Genomic DNA, 18,886 nt, shown 5'->3' with positions numbered 1-18,886 from the left:
TCGCGAGCTGCCGGATGCCCTCGACCGACCCGACCCCCGGGTCGGCGTCGGCAGTCATTTGGACCCCACCCCGGCCAGGTCGCCCACCGGCAAGCCGGCGGCGAGCCGCGACTCCACCTGCTGGAACTCGCGCACGAACGTCGTCGTGAAGTCGCCCACCGCCTGGATCGCCTCGACGGCCAACCCCGCCCGTCTCACCAGCTGTCCCGTCGCCTCGTCGAGGACCCCCGCCACGCTCGGTGAGCCGACGTCGGCCGCCGACCCGAGCGTCAGCGTCGCCGACACCTCGGCGTCGACGGCCGCCGTCGACACCCGCCAAGCAACCGACGTCAACGTCTTCTCGTTCACCACCAGGTCTGCCATGCACCCTCGCCCTCCATCATGCGACATTCACATATCGCTGCCGATGGGAGCCACCCTAGCAATGCAGAACGCCCGGTGTGGAAACGATCCACAACCGGGCGTTCAGTCCACAGGCGAGCCTGCGGGCGGTGCCGTTCCGTCGACGGGACGGGCACGGGAGAAGGACTACGGGCGCTTGCGCTTCTCGCGGACGCGCATGTTGACCGTGATGGGCGTCCCCTCGAAGCCGAAGATCTCGCGCAGGCGTCGCGTGATGAAGCGACGGTACTGCGGGTCGAGGAACCCGGTCGTGAAGAGCACGAAGGTCGGCGGGCGGTTCGCGGCCTGGGTCCCGAACAGGATGCGCGGCTGCTTGCCGGACCGCAGCGGGTGCGGGTGCTCGGCGACGAGCTCGGCGAGCAGGGCGTTGAACTTGCCGGTCGGGATGCGGGTGTCCCACGACTCGAGCGCGAGCTCGAGGGCGGGCACGAGCTTCTCGAGGTGACGACCCGTGCGGGCCGAGATGTTCACGCGCGGGGCCCACGACACGTGGTCGAGGTCCTGCTCGATCTCGCGTTCGAGGTAGCGACGACGGTCGTCGTCCAGGAGGTCCCACTTGTTGAAGGCGAGCACGAGCGCGCGACCCGACTCGAGCACGAGGTCGATGATGCGCAGGTCCTGCGTCGAGATCTGCTCGGTGACGTCGATCACGACGACCGCGACCTCGGCCTTCTCGAGCGCGGCCGAGGTGCGCAGCGACGCGTAAAAGTCGGCGCCCTGCTGCAGGTGGACGCGCTTGCGGATGCCGGCGGTGTCGACGAAGGTCCACACGCGACCGGCGATCTCGACCTGCTCGTCGACGGGGTCACGGGTCGTGCCGGCGAGCTCGTTGACGACGACGCGCTCTTCGCCCGCGGCCTTGTTCAGCAGCGAGCTCTTGCCGACGTTCGGTCGACCGAGGATCGCGACGCGACGAGGGCCGCCGATCTCTTGCTTGGCCACGGTCGAGACCGCGGGCAGCTTGGTCATGCACAGGTCGAGCAGGTCGGCGACGTTGCGACCGTGCAGCGCCGACGCGGGGAAGGGCTCGCCCAGCCCCAGCGACCACAGTGACGCGGCTTCGAGGTCTTTCCGGGCGTCGTCGCTCTTGTTGGCGACGAGGATGACCGGCTTGTGCGAGGCACGGAGCATCCGCACGACGGCCTCGTCGGTGGCGGTCGCCCCGACGTTGACGTCGACGACGAACAGCACGGCGTCGGCCAGGTCGACCGCGATCTCGGCCTGCATCGCGACCGAGCGGTCGATGCCGATCGCGTCGGGCTCCCATCCGCCGGTGTCGACGAGCGTGAAGCGGCGTCCGCCCCATTCGGCCTTGTACGAGACGCGGTCGCGCGTGACGCCGGGCTTGTCCTCGACGACGGCCTCGCGCCTCCCGAGGATGCGGTTGACCATGGCGCTCTTGCCGACGTTCGGTCGGCCGACGATCGCCAGCACCGGCAGGGCCGGGGCGTAGGTGAGTGCGTCGGGGTCCCAGTCGGCCCCCTCGAGGACGTCGATGTCGCCCTCGTCGAGGTCGTAGTCGGTCAGGCCGGCGCGGAGGGCTCGGGCGCGCTGGTCGGCGTCCTCGTCGGGCATCGTCTGGATGCGGTCAACCATCTGCTCGTCGAGCTCGGGGTACTTGTCGTCGTCTGCCATGGGGCTTCCTTAAGAAATGGGGGTGCTCGCTCGCACGAGCTCGACCACGGCCTGCACGGTCTGGTCGAAGTCGAGTTGGGTGGAGTCGACGGTGGAGACGCCGGGTGCGGCGGTCATGAAGTCGACGACCTTGCTGTCGAGCCGGTCGCGGGTCGAGAGCTGCCGAGCTGTCTCTTCGGCACTCTGCCCGGTCACCTCGGCCGAACGCCTGGCCATTCTAGCGGCTTCGCTCGCGGTCAACAGGATTCTGACCTGGGCATCCGGTGCGACGACGGTCGTGATGTCGCGCCCCTCGGTGACGATGCCCGGCTTGTCGGTCGACGCGATGATGCGGCGGAACAGGTCGACCATGAAGCGGCGGACCTCGGGCAGCTTGGCCACGTGGCTGACGGCGGTCGTCACGCGTGGCGTGCGGATCTCGTCGGTGACGTCGCGACCACCGATCGTCACCGAGGAGGCGCGGGCCGGGTCGATCCCGATCGCGTAGTGGAACGTCGGCAGCGTCGCGATGACGGCCTCGGCGTCGTCGAGGTCGACGCCGCTGTCGAGCGCGTGCAAGGCGAAGGCCCGGTAGGCCGCCCCGGTGTCCTGGTAGTCGAAGCCGAGGGAAGCTGCGGAGGCGCGGCTGACGCTCGACTTGCCGCTTCCGGCCGGCCCGTCGACGGCCACGACCACGTGGCGGTGCACGGCCTCGGCGGTCTCGGCCCGCAACTCTTCGACGTGGGCCTCGCCGGCGGGACCTCCGACGCCGTGCTCACCCGGCGAGCGCTCGGGGTCGACGTCCGACGAGCCGACGGGGCTCGTGCCGCCCTGGTCGCCGCTCACGCGAACGCCCCCACGACGGTCCAACCCCGGGTCTCGAGTTCGGTGACGAGTCGGTCTTCTTGTTCGGGCACGATCGATACCTCCGCGAGTCCTACCTGCGCGCCCGGCGAGTGCTCGAGCCGCAGATCTTCCAGGTTGACGCCGATCTCACCGATCTCGGTGAGCAGGCGGGCCAGTTGCCCGGGAGTGTCGTCGACCATGACGATCACCGAGCTGAACTGGGTCTGTTGCCCGTGCTTGCCGGGCAGACGGGCGACGCCGACGTTGCCGGCGCCGATGCTCTCGGCGACGGCGCGGCGACTGCCCGGCGCGTCGGGTGCCTCGAGGGCCTCGACGACGCGGTCGAGGTCGGCGCGCAGGTCGCGCAACACGACGGCCACGCGGGAGGCGTTCGCCCCCAGGATCTGCGTCCAGAGCGCCGGGTCGCTGCTCGCGACCCGCGTGACGTCCCGGACGCCCTGACCGGCGAGGCCGAGCGAGGCGTCGGGTGCGTCGCGCAGACGCGTCGCCATGAGGGAGGCGACGACCTGCGGCGCGTGGCTGACGAGGGCGACGCCGGCGTCGTGTTCCTCCGGCGTCATCTCGATCGGGGTCGCTCCGAGGTCGAGCGCCAGGTCTTCGACGGCGGCCGCCCGACGGTACGTGATGTCGTCGTGCCCCGCGATGACCCACGGGCGGCCGACGAAGAGGTCGGCGCGAGCCGAGACGGCTCCCCCGCGTTCGCGGCCGGCCATGGGATGCGATCCGATGTACCGCGACACGTCGGCGCCGCGCGCACGCAACTCGGCGAGCGGGGCGACCTTGACCGATGCGACGTCGGTCACGAGCGCCTCGGGCCAGGCGTCGAGTTCGCGCGCGACGATGTCGCTGGTGACGTCGGGCGGCACGGCGACGACGACGAGCCCGGGGGCGTCGCCGTCGGCCGGGGGCCGCCCGGCGCCGTAGTCGACGGCGAGGCTGCGCGCCGCCGGTGACACGTCGTCGAGGATCACGTCGACGCCGTGCTGGCGCAGACGCAGACCGATGCTGGCACCGAGCAGACCCGAACCGACGATGCGCACCTGGCCTGCCAGCCGGCGGCTGCCCGCCGTCAGCACGCCGACCGTCGAAGGGTCGGCCGACGGTGCGTGAGCGAGGAGCGCGTCAGACCCGAAGGCGTCGTCGGACGAGGAGGCGCGGTGCGCGTCGGTCACGACCGTCCGCCCCCTCGGGGACCACGTCCCCCGGCGTCGGGTCGGCCACGGTACGGACGGTCGCCGCCGCGGTCGTCGCGACCGCCACGGTCGTCGCGGCCTCCGCGGTCGTCGCGGCCTCCGCGGTCGTCGCGCGGGCCACGGGCGGGTCCGCCGCGCGAACCCCCGCGGTCGTCGCGTTGCTCACGGCCCTGGTAGCCGCCGCTGCGCGCCCCGTCGCGGCCTCCACGGTCGTCGCGACCCTGGTAGCCACCGCGCGAGTCTCCGCGGTCGTCACGACCTTGGTAGCCGGCACCGCGCGAGCCACCGCGGTCGTCACGACCCTGGTAGCCACCGCGCGAGTCTCCGCGGTCGTCACGCTGTTCTCGTCCCTGGTAGCCGCCACGCGACGCACCACGGTCGTCGCGACCCTGGTACCCACCGCGCGAACCACCACGGTCGTCACGACCGGCACGACCGGCACGATCGTCACGTCCACTCCGGTCGTCGCGGCCCTGGTACCCGCCACGCGAGCCCCCACGGTCGTCGCGCGAATCGCGCCCACCCGTGTAGCCACCGGCACCGGCACCGGCACCGGCACCGGCACGACGGTCGTCACGCGCGCCACGGTCGTCTTCGCCCCGCTCCGCTGCGCCGCGGTCGACCCATCCGCGGTTGGTCGCCTTGCCGCCGGCACGGATGCCCGAGGGGCGTCCGGTGCGCGGGTCGCGGTTGGCGTCACGGTTCGGGTACCCCGCCGCGCGCTCTTCACCAGGGCTCAGCGGACGGTCTCCGCCACCTCGCGGCGCACGGTCGTCGCGCGAGACGAACCCGCCGCGCGAGCCGCGATCGTCGCGTGACACGAACCCACCGCGATCGTCACGACCGCGGCCGTCGTCGTTGCGGCCCTGGTACCCCGGTCGTGCTCCACCGCGGTCGTCACGTCCCTGGTACCCGCCACGGGCCGGACGCTCGTCGCGCCCGCGGCCGTCGTCGTTCCGCCCCTGGTAGCCACCACGAGACTCGCCGCGGCCGTCGTCGTTGCGGCCCTGGTAGCCACCACGAGATCCAGCGCGGTCGTCGCGTCCCTGGTACCCGCCGCGAGCGGGACGCTCGTCACTGCCGTGGTAACCGGTGCGAGCCGGTCGTCCCTCGCGTCCGCGACCGTCGTCGTTGTTGCCCTGGTAGCCGCGCACGGGACGCTCATCGCCCGAGCGTCCGTCGTGCCGGTTGCCCTGGTACCCACCTCGGGTCGGGCTCTCGTCGCGTTGACCGCGGCGCGCCTCCTGCTCTCGCCGGACCTGCGCCCGGCGCGAGGTCGACTCGGCCTGGTCACGGGCCGCGGCACGGCGACGCTCGGCACGGGCATCGGTCGCGGGGTCGTACTCTTCGTCGTCCTCGTCGTAGTAGTCCTTCTCGACCTCGTCGTCGGCGAGGGCCAGCTCGACGACGTCGGCCTCGTCGACGGGGGCGTCGGGGCTCTCGGTGATCGGGGCGGCGTCGACCGTCGAGTCGGCCGTGGCGTCGCGCGAGATGGTGAGGATGGCCCCGAGCTCGACCTTGGTCAGCGAGCGCATGTGGCCGACCTTGAGCGTGCCGAGGTGCAGCGGGCCGAACGACCGGCGCACGAGGTCGATGACCGGGTGGCCGACGGCCTCGAGCATGCGACGGACGATGCGGTTGCGCCCGGAGTGCAGGGTGATCTCGATCAGCGACGAGTCGGACGAACGCGAGAGACCCGCGCCACCGGCGACGAGCGTCGCCTTGTCCGCCGCGATCGGGCCGTCGTCGAGTTCGACGCCGGTCATCAGCTCGTTCAGCACGGCGGGCGTGACGACGCCCTTGACCTTCGCGATGTACGTCTTGGTGACGCCGAACGACGGGTGCGCGAGAACGTGCGCGAGCTCGCCGTCGTTGGTCAACACGAGGAGGCCGCTCGTCTCGACGTCGAGGCGGCCGACGTTGAAGAGGCGCTCTTCGTACTGCTCGGTGAACTGACGCAGGTCGGGCCGGCCGTTCTCGTCGCTCAGGGTGCTGACGATGCCGACCGGCTTGTTGAGCATGACGTAACGACGCGTGGCGTCGAGCTGCACGGCGCTGCCGTCGACGACGATCTTGTCTTTGGTCGGGTCGATGCGGCGGCCGGGTTCGGTGACGACCTTGCCGTTCACCGTCACCCGCCCGGCGGCGATCATGTCTTCGCTGACCCGGCGCGAGGCCACGCCCGCGGCCGCCATGACCTTCTGCAGGCGCTCGCCCGAGGCCAGCTCGGAGTCGTCGGAGGAGAACTGACTACGCGACATCGTCGAACCCCCCCTGGCCGTCCGAGAGCAGGGGCGAGATGAGCGGCAGCTCATCGAGCGAGTTGATGCCGAGATGGGTCAAGAGGAGGCCTGTCGTTTCGTAGTTGATGGCGCCTGTCTCGGGGTCGGTGGACGACTCCGTGATCAGACCGCGACCCAACAGCGTACGGACGACCGAGTCGACGTTGACCGCCCGGATCTGGGCGATGCTGCTGCGGGTGATGGGTTGCTTGTAGGCGATGACCGCCAGCGTCTCGAGAGCCGCTGAGGACAGTTTCGTCGGGTTCTGCGTCAGCACGAAATCGCGCACGACCGGATCGTGCTCGTCACGGACGTAGAATCGCCAGCCGCCACCGACTTCACGCAGCTCGAAACCCCGTCGGATCGTGCCGTCGACACCGTCGAAATCGGCCACGAGCGTCGTGATCGCCTGCCGCACCGCGGCGACGGGGGCGCCGACGGCGGTCGCCAGGTCGACGAGCGACTGCGGCTCGTCGGCCACCATCAACAACGCCTCGAGACGACGTGCGACGGCATCGGGTGACGACGGCGACTCGTCGACGTCCTGGACGACGTCGTCGTCGGCCGTGTCGACGGCCGAGGAGGCGCGGGTCGCGTCAGCCCTCATAGTCGGCCCCCAGCGCCGCGAGGTTCTCTTCGGTCCAGGTCTCGGCCACCCAGCGCACGCTGAGTTCACCGAGCGGCTCGACCTGCTCGAACGAGATGGACGCGTGGCGGTACAACTCGAGCAGCGCGAGGAACCGGGCGACGACGACGCCCTTCTCGTCGATTCCCGCGACGAGCTGGCGGAAGGTGAGGACCGTCCCACGACGGAGCAGCGCCACGACGACGGCCGCCTGCTCGCGGATGCTGACCAGGGGGGCGTGGAGGTGGTCCAGGCCGACCGTGGGTGTCTCGCGCGGCGTCAGTGCGAGGGTGGCGAGCGCCGCGAAGTCGTCGGGCGAGAGCGTCCAGACGAGCTCGGGGGTCGTGACGCGGTACTTCTGTTCGAGCCGCACCGAGCGGGCGTGACGCGCCGCTTCGGCAGCGCCGTGCTGCGCGAACCACTCGGCGGCCTGCTTGAAGGCCCGGTACTGCAGCAACCGGGCGAAGAGCAGGTCGCGCGCCTCGAGCAGGGCGACGTCCTCGGCGTCGACGAGCTCGCCCTGGGGCAGCAGCCCCGCCACCTTGAGGTCGAGCAGCGTGGCCGCGACGACGATGAACTCGCTGGCCTGGTCGAGGTTCTCGTCGGTGTCGATGCGACGGAGGAACGACAGGAACTCGTCGGTCACGGCGCTGAGGGCGACCTCGGTGATGTCCATCTCACGCCTGCTGATCAGCGAGAGCAGCAGGTCGAACGGCCCGCTGAAGTTCTCGAGCCGCACCTCGAAGCCCGGCGAGACCTCCGGGCCCGCGAGGGCGGTCTCGTCGGCGCCGGCCTCGGCGGTCGCCGACTCAGGCCGCGGCACCACGCGCGATCAGCTCTCGGGCCAGCTGGCGGTAGGCCTGCGCCGCCGGGTGCTCGGGGGCGAACTTGGTGATCGGGGTGCCGGCGACCGAGGCGTCGGGGAACTTAACGGTGCGGCCGATGACGGTCTCGAGCACCTGGTCGTCGAACGCCTCGACGACGCGTTCGAGCACCTCGCGGCTGTGCAGCGTGCGCGAGTCGAACATGGTCGGCAGGATACCGTCGAGGGTGATCGCGGGGTTGAGCCGGTCGCGCACCTTCTCGATGGTCTCGACGAGCAGGGCGACGCCGCGGAGGGCGAAGAACTCGCACTCGAGCGGGATGAGCACGCCGTGCGCCGCGGTGAGGGCGTTGACGGTCAACAGGCCGAGCGAGGGCTGGCAGTCGATCAGGACGACGTCGTACTCGTCGCTGACCTGGCGCAGGATGCGCGCGAGGATCTGCTCGCGGGCGACCTCGTTGACGAGGTGCACCTCGGCGGCGGAGAGGTCGATGTTGGCCGGCATGACGTCGAGGTTGTCGACGCGGGTGGGCACGATGACGTCGTGCGCGTCCTTCACGGCACCGATCATCAGGTCGTAGATCGTGGCCTGGTCGTGCGACTGCACGCCGAGGCCGGCCGTCAGCGCACCCTGCGGGTCGAAGTCGATGGCCAGCACGCGACGGCCGTACTCGGCGAACGCGGCACCGAGGTTGATCGTCGTGGTGGTCTTGCCGACGCCGCCCTTCTGGTTGCAGAGGGTGATGATGCGGGCCGGGCCGTGGCTCGACAGGGGCGCGGGAGTCGGGAACTCGGTGCGCGGGCGCCCGGTGGGGCCGTTCGCGGGGACGGTCGCCGGAGCGCTCTCGAAGAGGGCGGGGGTGCTCGAGGTCGGCTTGGTGCTCACGGGTACGAGAGTACCGGCGCCCCCCGACGCCGACGGGCTGCCGCGCCCGGCCCGTCACCAGGAAGCCTCATGCCTTGCTTGAGGGTTTTGCCTGGTCAGCGCCAGGTCGGGGCCGGATCGGGGCCGGGTCGGCCTCGGGTCCCCGCCTGGTGGGCGCCGGGTCGTCGCCGGGTCGTCGCCGGGTCGTCGCCAGGTCGTCACGCGGGTGACGACGCCCACCGGGCGCGCGGGTGCGCCGTCGAGTAGACGTCCCGCAGCGCGTCCGCCGTCACCAGCGTGTAGATCTGCGTCGTCGCGACCGACGAGTGCCCGAGCAACTCCTGCACGACCCGGACGTCGGCCCCGCCCTCGAGCAGATGCGTCGCGAACGAGTGCCGCAACGTGTGCGGCGACACCTCGACGCCGAGCTGCGCCCGGTCGGCCGCCGCCTGGATGATCAGCCACGCGTTCTGCCGGGACACCCGGGCCCCGCGCGTGCCGAGGAACAGCGCGGGCGTCGGGTCTCCCCGCGGCGAGAACACCGGTCGGGCCCTCACCAGGTAGGCGTCGAGAGCCCGGCGCGCGTAGCTGCCGAGCGGGACGACGCGCTGCTTGTTGCCCTTGCCGAACAGGCGCACGACGTCGCCCTCGATCACGTCGTCGACGTTGAGCGACACGGCCTCGCTCACGCGTGCCCCCGTCGCGTAGAGCAGCTCGAGCAGGGCCTTGTCGCGCAGCCGGGTCGGTTCGTCACCGTCCGTCGCGGCGAGCAGCGCCTCGACCTGACCCACCGAGATCGCCTTGGGCAAGCGACTCGGCAGCTTGGGCGGCCGGGTGGTGGCTGCCACGTCCACCGCGACCAGCCCCTCCTCGAGCGCGAAGCGGTGGAAACCGCGCACCGACGACAACACCCGGGCCACCGAGGAGGCGCCGAGCGGCTTCTCGGCGCGGGTCGCGAGAGCCGCGGGGAACGTCGCGACGTCCGCGGCCTCGACCTCGTCCAGGGTGCGCCGTCCGGCCTCCGCCAGGTGCGCTCGCCAGAGGACGAGGTCGCGGCGGTACGCGGCGGTCGTGTTCGGGCTGAGGCCACGCTCGACCGAGACGTGTCTCAGGTACCTGTCCAGCGCCTCCTCGATCGTCACGAGGTCAGGCTACGGCCGGGACCGCCGTGCCACCTCGGCGACGCACGCCTCAGCGGGACGCGACCGCGGCGAGCGCCGCGATGCTGAGGATCGAGTTGTGCAGCCGGCCGGCCAGCACTCCGTCGACGATCTCGTCGAGCGAGACCCAGCGCTTCTCGATGTCGGCCTCTTCGTCGCTCCGCTCGAACGCGTCCGCCGTGGCGCCGACGCCGGTCGCCCGGAAGACCGTGACCATCTCGTCGTTGCCGCCGGGTGTGGTGTGGAACGAGACGAGCTCGTCCCAGTTCGTCGCCTGCAGGTCGGCCTCTTCGGCGAGCTCGCGCTTCGCGGCGTCGAGCTTGCTCTCACCCTCGGCGTCGAGCAGGCCGGCGGGCAGTTCCCAGTCGCGGGAGCGGATCGGGTGCCGGTACTGCTTGATCACGAGCACGCGCTGCTGGTCGTCGATGGCCAGCACCGCCACGGCACCGGTGTGCGCGACGTACTCGCGCACCATCGGCGAGCCGTTGTAGTCGACGGTGTCGCGCTTGACGTTCCAGACCGCGCCTTCGAAGACGACCTCGGACTTCGTGATTGTCGGCGATGCCGGTTCGTCGGCGAGCGGCTCACCGGTCGTGTCGGTCACGCCACGACCTCGGCGGCGTCGGCTTCGTCGGCGAACAGCTTGCTCGCATCGTGGCGCTCGAGCGACGCCGCCACGAGCCCGGCGAACAGCGGGTGCGCGTCGTTGGGGCGGGACCGCAGTTCGGGGTGGGCCTGCGTCCCGATGTAGAACGGGTGGACGTCGCGGTCGAGTTCGACGTACTCGACGAGCGTGCCGTCGGGTGAGGTGCCCGAGAAGCGCAGGCCCGCGTCGGCGATCTGCTGACGGTACTGGTTCGAGACCTCGTAGCGGTGGCGGTGACGCTCGGACACCAGCTCGGACCCGTAGAGGTCGGCGGCGAGCGAGCCCGGCGTCAACGCGGCCGGGTAGAGGCCGAGGCGCATGGTGCCGCCCAGGTCACCGTCGGCGATGATGTCGACCTGCTCGGCCATGGTCGCGACCACCGCGTACTCGGTGTCGGGGTCGAACTCGGACGAGGAGGCGCCGGTCAGGCCGGCCTCGTTGCGCGCGTACTCGATGACCATGCACTGCAGGCCGAGGCACAGGCCGAGCGCCGGCAGGCTGTTCTCGCGCGCGAAGCGCAGCGCGCCGAGCTTGCCCTCGATGCCGCGGATGCCGAAGCCACCGGGCACGCAGATGCCGTCGACCTTGCTGAGGGCCTTCGCGGCGCCCTCGGCGGTCTCGCAGTCGTCGGAGGGTATCCAGGTCAGCGACACCTTGGTCTGGTGTGCGAACCCGCCGGCCTTGAGGGCCTCGGTGACCGAGAGGTAGGCGTCGGGCAGGTCGATGTACTTGCCGACCAGGCCGATCGTGACCTCGTGCTTCGGCTCGTGGACGGCGGTCAAGACGGGCTGCCAGCCCGACCAGTCGACCTCGCCGGCCTTCTCGCCGAGGCCCAGGTGGTCGATGATGTACGCGTCGAGCCCCTGGTCGTTCAGCATGGCCGGGATGTCGTAGATGCTCGCGACGTCCTTCGCGTTGACCACGGCGTCCTCGTCGACGTCGCACATCAGGGCGATCTTCTTCTTGTTGCTCTCGCTGACCGGACGGTCGCTGCGCAGCACGAGGGCGTCGGGCTGGATGCCGATCGAGCGCAGGGCCGCGACGCTGTGCTGGGTCGGCTTGGTCTTCTGCTCGCCCGACGCGCCCATGTAGGGCACGAGGGAGACGTGCACGAAGAAGACGTTCTTGCGACCGAGCTCGTGGCGCACCTGACGAGCGGCCTCGATGAACGGCTGGCTCTCGATGTCGCCGACCGTGCCGCCGACCTCGGTGATGATCACGTCGGGCTTGGGGTCGTCGTCGGCCTGCTGACGCATGCGCCGCTTGATCTCGTCGGTGATGTGCGGGATGACCTGCACGGTGTCACCGAGGTACTCACCGCGGCGTTCCTTCGCGATGACGGTCGAGTAGATCTGCCCCGTCGTGACGTTCGCCGACTGGCCGAGGTCGATGTCGAGGAACCGCTCGTAGTGCCCGATGTCGAGGTCGGTCTCGGCGCCGTCGTCGGTGACGAAGACCTCACCGTGCTGGAACGGGTTCATGGTGCCCGGATCGACGTTCAGGTACGGATCGAGCTTCTGCATGACGACCCGCAACCCGCGGGCCGTGAGCAGATTGCCCAGGCTGGCGGCCGTCAGGCCTTTTCCGAGGGAGGAGACGACGCCTCCGGTGACGAAGATGTGCTTCGTCGTGCTGGCATCTGGACCCGAGTTCTCAACGTTCACCACGGGATTCCATCCTATGTCACACCGAGCCGTTCCGACAGACCACGCCTGTTACGAACGTGTGTCGGCCGTGGCCGGTCGTCGGGCCGACGAGGCGAGTTCGAGCAGTTCACGGGCATGCTCGAGACCGCTGGAACTGTCGGGCAGTCCCGAGAGCAGCCGGGCCATCTCGGCGACGCGCTCGTCGCCCTCGAGCTGGTGCACGCTGCTCGCCGTCACCTCGCCCGAGGCGTCCTTGACGACGCGGAGGTGGTTGGTGGCGAACGCGGCGACCTGGGCCAGGTGCGTCACCACGATGACCTGTGCCCGCTCGGCGAGCGCCGCCAGGCGTCGGCCGATCTCGATCGCGGCCGAACCGCCGACGCCAGCGTCGACCTCGTCGAAGACGAAGGTGGGCACGTCGCTCGACCCGGCCATGACGACCTCGAGCGCGAGCATGACGCGCGAGAGTTCGCCGCCGGACGCGCCCTTGCCGAGGGGGCGGGGCTCGCTGCCGGGGTGCGGCCTCAGCAGGAGCGACACGACGTCGCCGCCGCTCGTCCCGAGCTCGTCCCGAGGCGAGACCTCGACGACGATCTCGGCACCGGTCATGGCGAGGGCGCTCAGCTCGGCGCTGACCCGCGTCGAGAGGTCGGCCCCGGAGGCGCGGCGCAGGTCCCCGAGGACGCCCGCCCGTCGTTCGGCCTCGGCCCGCAGCTCGGCGACCTCGTCGTCGAGGTGCGCGAGGCGGTCGTCGTCGCCGTCGAGCTCGACCAGGCGTCGGCTGCCGTCGTCGAGGAGGCGGATGACGTCGTCGAGGGTGGGGCCGTACTTGCGGACGAGCCCGGCGAGGTCCGCGCGCCGGGTCTGCACCGACTCGAGTTCGACGGCCACGTCGGCGTCGAGGGTGCCGAGGTAGCTCGACAGGCGGGAGGCGGATTCGCCGACCTGCACGCTGACCTCGGCCAGCAGGTCGGCGATGGGCTCGAGCGCCGGGTCGTGCGGGGCGACGCGTTCGATCTGACGGCGTGCCTCCTCCACGAGGGAGACGACGTCGCGGGTCCCGTCGACCGCGTCGGTCGAGAGCACCTCGTGGGCGAGGCCGGCTGCCAGCCTGAGGTCTTCGGCGTTGCTGAGTCGCTCGGCCGCGGCATCGAGCTCGTCGAGTTCGCCGGCCACGGGGGCGAGGCCTTCGATCTCGTCGATCGCGGCCCGCAGGGTGTCGGCCTCGTCACGTCGGGCGTCGCGGTCGCGGGTGATCTCGTCGAGTTCTGCTCGGGCGGCCAGCCAGGCGTCGTACGCGCCACGGTAGTGTGCGGCGGCCTCGGCGAGGGCGGCCCCGCCGTGCGCGTCGACGGCCGCGCGTTGGGCGGCAGCGGACTTCAGTCGGATCTGCTCGGACTGGCCGTGGACCACCACGAGGTGGTCGGCGAGGTCGCCGAGCACGCCGATCGGGGCCGTGCGTCCGCCGACCACCGCACGGCTACGTCCCTCGGCCGAGACCACACGACTGAGGAAGAGCTCGCCGTCGTCGACGTCGCCGCCCGCGTCCCGGACGCGCTCGACGATGGCCCCCTCGGCAGGGACCAGCCAGCGGCCGTCCACGACGGCCTGGGGGCTGCCCGAGCGGACGACGCCGCTCTCGGCACGCTGACCGAGCAGCAGGCCGAGCGCCGAGACGACCATGGTCTTGCCCGCCCCCGTCTCGCCGGTGACGGCCGTGAATCCGGGGCCGAGCGGCAGGGTCGCGCGACCGATCACGCCGAGGTCGCGGATCGAGATCTCTTCGATCATCGGTCGCCCTCGCGGGCCGGATCGGACGTGGTCGGGGTGATGGAGGCCCCGACGGCGACGTCCTCGACGGTGGCCGGTCCGCGCCAGCCCGTGACGGGGAGCTGGAACTTGGCCACGAGGCGATCGGTGAACGGGCCCGTCCGCAGGCGGGCCAGTCGCACGGGCTGGTCGGAGCGGCTGCACTCGACCCGGGCCCCCGGGGGCAGGTCGTGCTCGCGGCGACCGTCACACCACAGGATGCCGCGAGCGTCCGTGCGGCTCAGCACCTCGACGGCGAGCACCGAGTCGGGCCCGACGACGAGTGGTCGGGCGAAGAGAGCGTGGGCGCTGAGCGGCACGAGCAGCAAGGCCTGCACGGCAGGCCACACCACCGGGCCGCCGGCCGAGAACGAGTAGGCCGTCGAGCCGGTCGGCGTGGACATGACCACGCCGTCGCAGCCAAACGACGACAGGGGACGACCGTCGACCTCGATGACGACCTCGAGCATGCGCTCGCGTGAGGCCTTCTCGACCGTGGCCTCGTTCATGGCCCAGGTCTCGTAGACGACCTCGTCACCGTTGGTGACCTTGACGTCGAGCGCGAACCGCTCTTCGACCTCGTAGTCGGCCGCAAGGACGCGGGCGACGGTGTCGGCCATCTCGTCGCGCTCGCTCTCGGCCAGGAACCCGACGTGGCCGAGGTTGACGCCGACGATGGGAGCGCGGGTACCGCGGATCAACTCGGCGGCACGGAGGATCGTGCCGTCGCCACCCAGGACGATGACGCATTCGAGGTCGTCACAGGCCACGCCGTCGAACAGGATCTCGACGTCGTCGATGGCGGCCGTGGGCTGTGCCCGACGGATGTCGTCCCACTCGTCGCGGGGAAGGACGGGAACCACACCGGCGTCGCCCAACAGCCCGCAGACCTCGAGGGCGGCGTCGATGGAGTCGGGACGCCCCGTGTGCGAGACGACCAGGATGTGTCGGGTCGAAGAGATGTCGTTCACCCTCTCGTCAAGCTGTCGGCCGTGCTGAGCCATTCTGTCGGATTCGTCCCGACCGAGGCCGAGAAGTGCACACAGTACTCGCGGTTGCCCGAGCCGCCGACGATCGGGGACGAGATGAGCCCGGCCGTGCCGAGCCCCAGGTCGTGGGCGGCCCACAACACCGTGGTGACGGCCTCGTTCCGCAGCACGGGGTCGAGCACGAGGCCTTCACGGACGCCCTGTCGGCCGACCTCGAACTGCGGCTTGATCAGCAGGACGAAGTCGTTGTCCACACCCACGCTCGCCACGAGTGCGGGGAGCACCATCGTCAGCGAGATGAACGACACGTCGGCCACCACGAGCGACACCGAGGAGGCACGGGTCGTCAACGCCGCGAACCGCTCGGCCGTCAGGTACCGCGCGTTCTCGCCCTCGACGATCGTGACCCGCGGGTCGAAACGAACCGGGTTGGCCAACTGACCGTGGCCGACGTCGAGGGCGACCACGTGCTCGGCCCCGCGCTCGAGGAGGACCTGCGTGAACCCGCCCGTGGACGCTCCGACGTCGAGGGCCGTCCGGCCCGTGGGGTCGACCCCGAACGCGTCCAGCGCGCCAAGGAGCTTGTGTGCCGCACGACTCACGTAGTGGTCGAGGCCGGCGACGGCGACGTCGTCCGACTCGCCCACCCGAGCGGACGCCTTGACCACTCCCACGCCGTTGACGGTCACCAATCCGTCCGACAACAAGCGGGCGGCATGCGTCCGTGACCGGGCGAGACCACGCCGGGCGAGAACCGAGTCGAGTCGATCCCCCGGCGCTTCGGCGGCCGTCATCGACCGCCCTGACCGATGTCGTCGGTGGTGCCCTCGAGCACGGCGCGGAGCTCGTCGTGGATCGCGGCGAAGGCCTCGGCCCGCGAGGACAAGGGGAGGGACTCGATGCCCGACAGCTGCTCGGCGGACGCCACCTGCGCCTCCTGACGGTCTCCGGCGTCCACGACGTCGAGGTCGGTGTCGCCGCGGACGGTCGCGTCGGGATGGTCGCTCATGGTGCCGTCCAGACTAGCCGCCGCCCCTGACGGTCGGGTCGGGAGCGATCAGCCGTCGGCGTGCAGCTTCGGGTCGACGTCGAGCCCGTAGATGGCCTTGCCTGTCCCCCACACCGCGGCGGCCCCCGCGCGCAGCAGGTCGACGGGGTCGCCTCCGTCGGACAACACCCGCACCACGTGACCGCGGACGGCGACGCTCGCCCCACGGACCGTGACGACGTGCACGTCCTCTTCGTCGTGTTCGACGGTGTCGGGGTACGGCTGGTCCAACTCACGGAGGTCGCCGACGATGAAGTCCGGCCGGGACTTCGCGTCGGCGGCGAGCACCTGCTTCGCGCCGTCGATGCCGGTCAGCACCAGGATCGAGACGAGTCCCGCGGCGTTCGCGCCGACGATGTCGGTGTCGAGCCGGTCCCCGATGAACGCGGCCTTCGTCGCCCCGAACCTCTCGACGGCCGCGGTGAAGATCGGGGTCTCGGGCTTGCCGGCGGTCACGGGCAGGCGCCCGACGGCCGTGTGGACCGCGGACACCAGCGTTCCGTTGCCGGGCGCGACACCACGCTCCTGCGGGATCGTCCAGTCCGTGTTCGTCGCGATCCACGGGATGCCCGTGTGCAAGGCGAAGGACGCCTCGGCGAGCTGCGCCCATCCGACGTCGGGGCTGAAACCCTGCACGACCGCCGCGGGCGCGTCGTCGGCCGAACGGGTGACGACGAAGCCCTCGGCCTCGAGCACCGACGTCAGGCCCTCGCCGCCGACGACCAGCACCGTCGAGCCGGCGGGCACGGCATCGACGAGGAGGCGCACAGCGGCCTGCGGGGACGTCACCACGTCGTCCGCGCCCACCTCGAGTCCGTAACCGGCCAGTTGACCGGCCACCGTCTCGGCGGTCCGCGACGCGTTGTTCGTGACGTACCCGACCCGACGGGTGCGAGCCAGGTCCGTCAGGCTCTCGACCGCGTGCTCGATGGCGTGCCGCCCCCGGTAGACGACCCCGTCGAGGTCGGCGAGGACGGTGTCGACGCCGTCGAGGGGCGTGATCGCGTCAGGCACGGTCGTCGTCGGCGTGGTCCGTGCCCTGCGGGGCCGTCTCGGGATCGGCAGTCTCATCGTGCTGGCCCTGCTCTTCATCGTGCTGCTCGTCCGTCTGGTCGTCCGGACGCTGCTCGGGTCCGTCCAGGTCGTCGGTGCCGCCCTGAGGCTCCGCTGACACCTCGCCGGGCTCGCCGAGTGCCGGCTCACCGGACTCGTCAGACGTGGGTTCATCGGACTCTTCGGTGGTCAGCTCAGCGGGCTCGTCGAGGACGACGGGTCGTTCGTCCGAGAATTCGACGTCCTCCTCGACGATCTCCACGGTCTCGCCGTCGGCGCCACCGTGTTCGAGAGCCGCGAGAGCGTCCTCGGCCCGGTCGGCGAGTTCGAGCCACTTCTCGCCCTCGTCGGGGCGACCAAGATCCTCGAGGACCGTGCCGTAGGCGGCGAAGAGGGCCGGGCTGTAGCTGAACGCCTTCGTCCGGTCGAGTTGGGGGATCTCGAGCTCGCCCAGAGCAGCTTGGGGTTGGCCGAGGTCGAGACGTGCACCCGACATCGCGATGGCCAGTGAGACGCGCACCTGGACGTCGAGTGTCGACACGTCGACGGACCGCCCGAGCTCGAGCGCCCGCTCGGGACGACCCAGACCCCGTTCACTGTCGACCATGAGAGGCAACTGGTCATCACGGCCCGAGATGCGACGGTAGGTGCGTAGTTCGCGGAGGGTGAGGGCGTAGTCCCCCACCTGGTAGGCCGTGATGGCGATCGTCTCGCGGACGACGGAGATGCGCCCGGCCCGACGTCCTGCCGACAGGGCGTGCTTGTGGGCCTCCTCCGGGTCCTCGTCGATCAAACGACCAGCCATGACCAGGTGCTTGGCCACCCAGTCCGCGTTCTCCTTGCTGAGCGTCTTGAGCTCACCACGGGCGACCTTGTCGAGATCACGGGGCTCGACGTCATCCGGGACGTGCGCGACCTCTTGCGCCGGACGGACCGACTTGATGCCGAACGGGTCACGGTCTTCCGGGGTCTCGCGGGGCGTCCAGCCCTCTCGACGATCGCCACGTCCCGTCGAACCGGCACGAGGCCCTGCTCCGCGACGATCGTCGCCACCCGGGCGACCACCGCGCTGCGGACGGTCGCCGGACGACGGACGATCTCCCCGCTGAGGCCGGTCACCATGCGAGGGACGATCCCCGCGCTGCGGCCGATCACCGTAGGACGGACGATCCCCGCGCTGTGGGCCGCCGCTCGAGGGTCGTCCCCCGCTGGGACGTCCGTTGGTGGGTCGTCCCTCGGAAGGACGGTCGCCGCGCGGGGGACGCCCGCCAGCCGGGCGATCGCTCGAGGATCGACTCCGGTCACCGAACGAGGGCCGGCCTGTGCCCCCACCGCGGTTCGCTCCCCCGCTGCCAGAGCCCGAGGAGGGACGGCGTGGGCCGTCCTTGCGGTCGTCGTCGTCGCGATCAGTCACCGAAGTGCTCCTCTGTTGTTCTCTGCCAGCTGTCGAGTTGTGAAGGGTCGACTCTACCAAAGCGACCACGACTGCAGGAGGCGCGGTTCGGCTGGGCGAGATTCGTCCCGTAACGCAGAAAAGCCGCCCCAACTGGGGCGGCTCTTCTGGTGTTTCGTGTGCTGTTCGCACTAAAAGGAGTCCGGCGGTGTCCTACTCTCCCACAAGGTCCCCCTTGCAGTACCATCGGCGCTGAGAGTCTTAGCTTCCGGGTTCGGAATGTGACCGGGCGTTTCCCTCTCGCTATGGCCGCCGAAACATTTACCACACACCATCACTGGTGGTGAAGTCTGTTTCAGACCATGCACCCCATCCGTTACAGATGTGGCGACTTGTCTGTTGAGTTGTTCCCGACCGTATTTCGGGAACCACATAGTGGACGCAAGCAGCTTTCCCCCACCTCTACAGGGA

General features: G+C 70.8%; 16 protein-coding genes, 1 rRNA gene and 1 pseudogene. All 18 read right to left on the bottom strand.

Going from position 1 to position 18,886, the window contains the following annotated elements:
- Nucleotides 1–54: 54 nt before the first annotated feature.
- Nucleotides 55–363 (bottom strand): hypothetical protein, encoded by a 309-nt coding sequence (locus EDF21_RS00090; RefSeq protein WP_148053604.1) that lies wholly within the window; start codon nt 361–363, stop codon nt 55–57.
- 165 nt (nt 364–528) lie between these two features.
- Nucleotides 529–1,998 carry a ribosome biogenesis GTPase Der gene (gene der, locus EDF21_RS00085; protein ID WP_369794368.1) on the bottom strand — a complete coding sequence of 490 codons (1,470 nt, stop codon included), beginning with the start codon at nt 1,996–1,998 and terminating at the stop codon, nt 529–531.
- A gap of 48 nt (nt 1,999–2,046) precedes the next feature.
- A complete protein-coding gene (gene cmk / locus EDF21_RS00080) occupies nt 2,047–2,724 on the bottom strand; it encodes a (d)CMP kinase (protein ID WP_056044916.1) in 678 nt (225 codons plus the stop codon).
- A gap of 134 nt (nt 2,725–2,858) precedes the next feature.
- On the bottom strand, nt 2,859–3,956 hold the full coding sequence (locus tag EDF21_RS00075; protein ID WP_123570740.1) for a prephenate dehydrogenase: 1,098 nt from the start codon (nt 3,954–3,956) through the stop codon (nt 2,859–2,861).
- A 1,586-nt stretch (nt 3,957–5,542) separates the two neighbouring features.
- A pseudogene (locus tag EDF21_RS16930) lies at nt 5,543–6,337 on the bottom strand (pseudouridine synthase); the annotation flags it as partial.
- Complete coding sequence (scpB, locus tag EDF21_RS00065) at nt 6,327–6,965, bottom strand: SMC-Scp complex subunit ScpB (protein WP_056044874.1); 639 nt, start codon at nt 6,963–6,965, stop codon at nt 6,327–6,329. The pseudogene EDF21_RS16930 and the gene scpB, both read right to left, overlap by 11 nt.
- Nucleotides 6,955–7,809, bottom strand: a complete 855-nt coding sequence (locus tag EDF21_RS00060) for a ScpA family protein (RefSeq protein WP_123569911.1) — start codon at nt 7,807–7,809, stop codon at nt 6,955–6,957. The genes scpB and EDF21_RS00060 overlap by 11 nt, the downstream gene beginning before the upstream one ends.
- Nucleotides 7,793–8,692, bottom strand: a complete 900-nt coding sequence (locus EDF21_RS00055; protein WP_056044876.1) for a ParA family protein — start codon at nt 8,690–8,692, stop codon at nt 7,793–7,795. The genes EDF21_RS00060 and EDF21_RS00055 overlap by 17 nt, the downstream gene beginning before the upstream one ends.
- 197 nt (nt 8,693–8,889) lie before the next feature.
- Nucleotides 8,890–9,813, bottom strand: a complete 924-nt coding sequence (gene xerD, locus EDF21_RS00050; RefSeq protein ID WP_123569910.1) for a site-specific tyrosine recombinase XerD — start codon at nt 9,811–9,813, stop codon at nt 8,890–8,892.
- Nucleotides 9,814–9,862: 49 nt separating this feature from the next.
- On the bottom strand, nt 9,863–10,435 hold the full coding sequence (locus EDF21_RS00045) for an NUDIX hydrolase (RefSeq protein WP_123569909.1): 573 nt from the start codon (nt 10,433–10,435) through the stop codon (nt 9,863–9,865).
- Nucleotides 10,432–12,141 (bottom strand): CTP synthase, encoded by a 1,710-nt coding sequence (locus tag EDF21_RS00040; protein WP_123570739.1) that lies wholly within the window; start codon nt 12,139–12,141, stop codon nt 10,432–10,434. The genes EDF21_RS00045 and EDF21_RS00040 overlap by 4 nt, the downstream gene beginning before the upstream one ends.
- Before the next feature lie 51 nt (nt 12,142–12,192).
- Nucleotides 12,193–13,914: a DNA repair protein RecN gene (gene recN, locus EDF21_RS00035; RefSeq protein WP_056044880.1), complete on the bottom strand. Its 1,722-nt coding sequence runs from the start codon at nt 13,912–13,914 to the stop codon at nt 12,193–12,195.
- On the bottom strand, nt 13,911–14,894 hold the full coding sequence (locus tag EDF21_RS00030) for an NAD kinase (protein WP_233568379.1): 984 nt from the start codon (nt 14,892–14,894) through the stop codon (nt 13,911–13,913). Before EDF21_RS00030 ends, recN begins: the two co-directional genes overlap by 4 nt.
- Before the next feature lie 5 nt (nt 14,895–14,899).
- Nucleotides 14,900–15,715: a TlyA family RNA methyltransferase gene (locus EDF21_RS00025; RefSeq protein WP_123570738.1), complete on the bottom strand. Its 816-nt coding sequence runs from the start codon at nt 15,713–15,715 to the stop codon at nt 14,900–14,902.
- Complete coding sequence (locus EDF21_RS00020; protein WP_123569907.1) at nt 15,712–15,930, bottom strand: hypothetical protein; 219 nt, start codon at nt 15,928–15,930, stop codon at nt 15,712–15,714. Before EDF21_RS00020 ends, EDF21_RS00025 begins: the two co-directional genes overlap by 4 nt.
- Nucleotides 15,931–15,978: 48 nt before the next feature.
- On the bottom strand, nt 15,979–16,983 hold the full coding sequence (locus EDF21_RS00015) for an HAD-IIA family hydrolase (RefSeq protein WP_233568298.1): 1,005 nt from the start codon (nt 16,981–16,983) through the stop codon (nt 15,979–15,981).
- The gene (locus EDF21_RS00010; RefSeq protein WP_199736164.1) at nt 16,976–17,827 is read right to left on the bottom strand and encodes a hypothetical protein; all 852 of its coding nucleotides are present in this window, start codon (nt 17,825–17,827) and stop codon (nt 16,976–16,978) included. The genes EDF21_RS00015 and EDF21_RS00010 overlap by 8 nt, the downstream gene beginning before the upstream one ends.
- 788 nt (nt 17,828–18,615) lie before the next feature.
- Nucleotides 18,616–18,732, bottom strand: a 5S ribosomal RNA gene (gene rrf, locus EDF21_RS00005).
- Between the last annotated feature and the right edge of the window lie 154 nt (nt 18,733–18,886).

Source organism: Frigoribacterium sp. PhB118, assembly GCF_003751725.1.
GTDB lineage: Bacteria > Actinomycetota > Actinomycetes > Actinomycetales > Microbacteriaceae > Frigoribacterium.
This window is presented reverse-complemented; position numbering and strand designations above follow the sequence as displayed.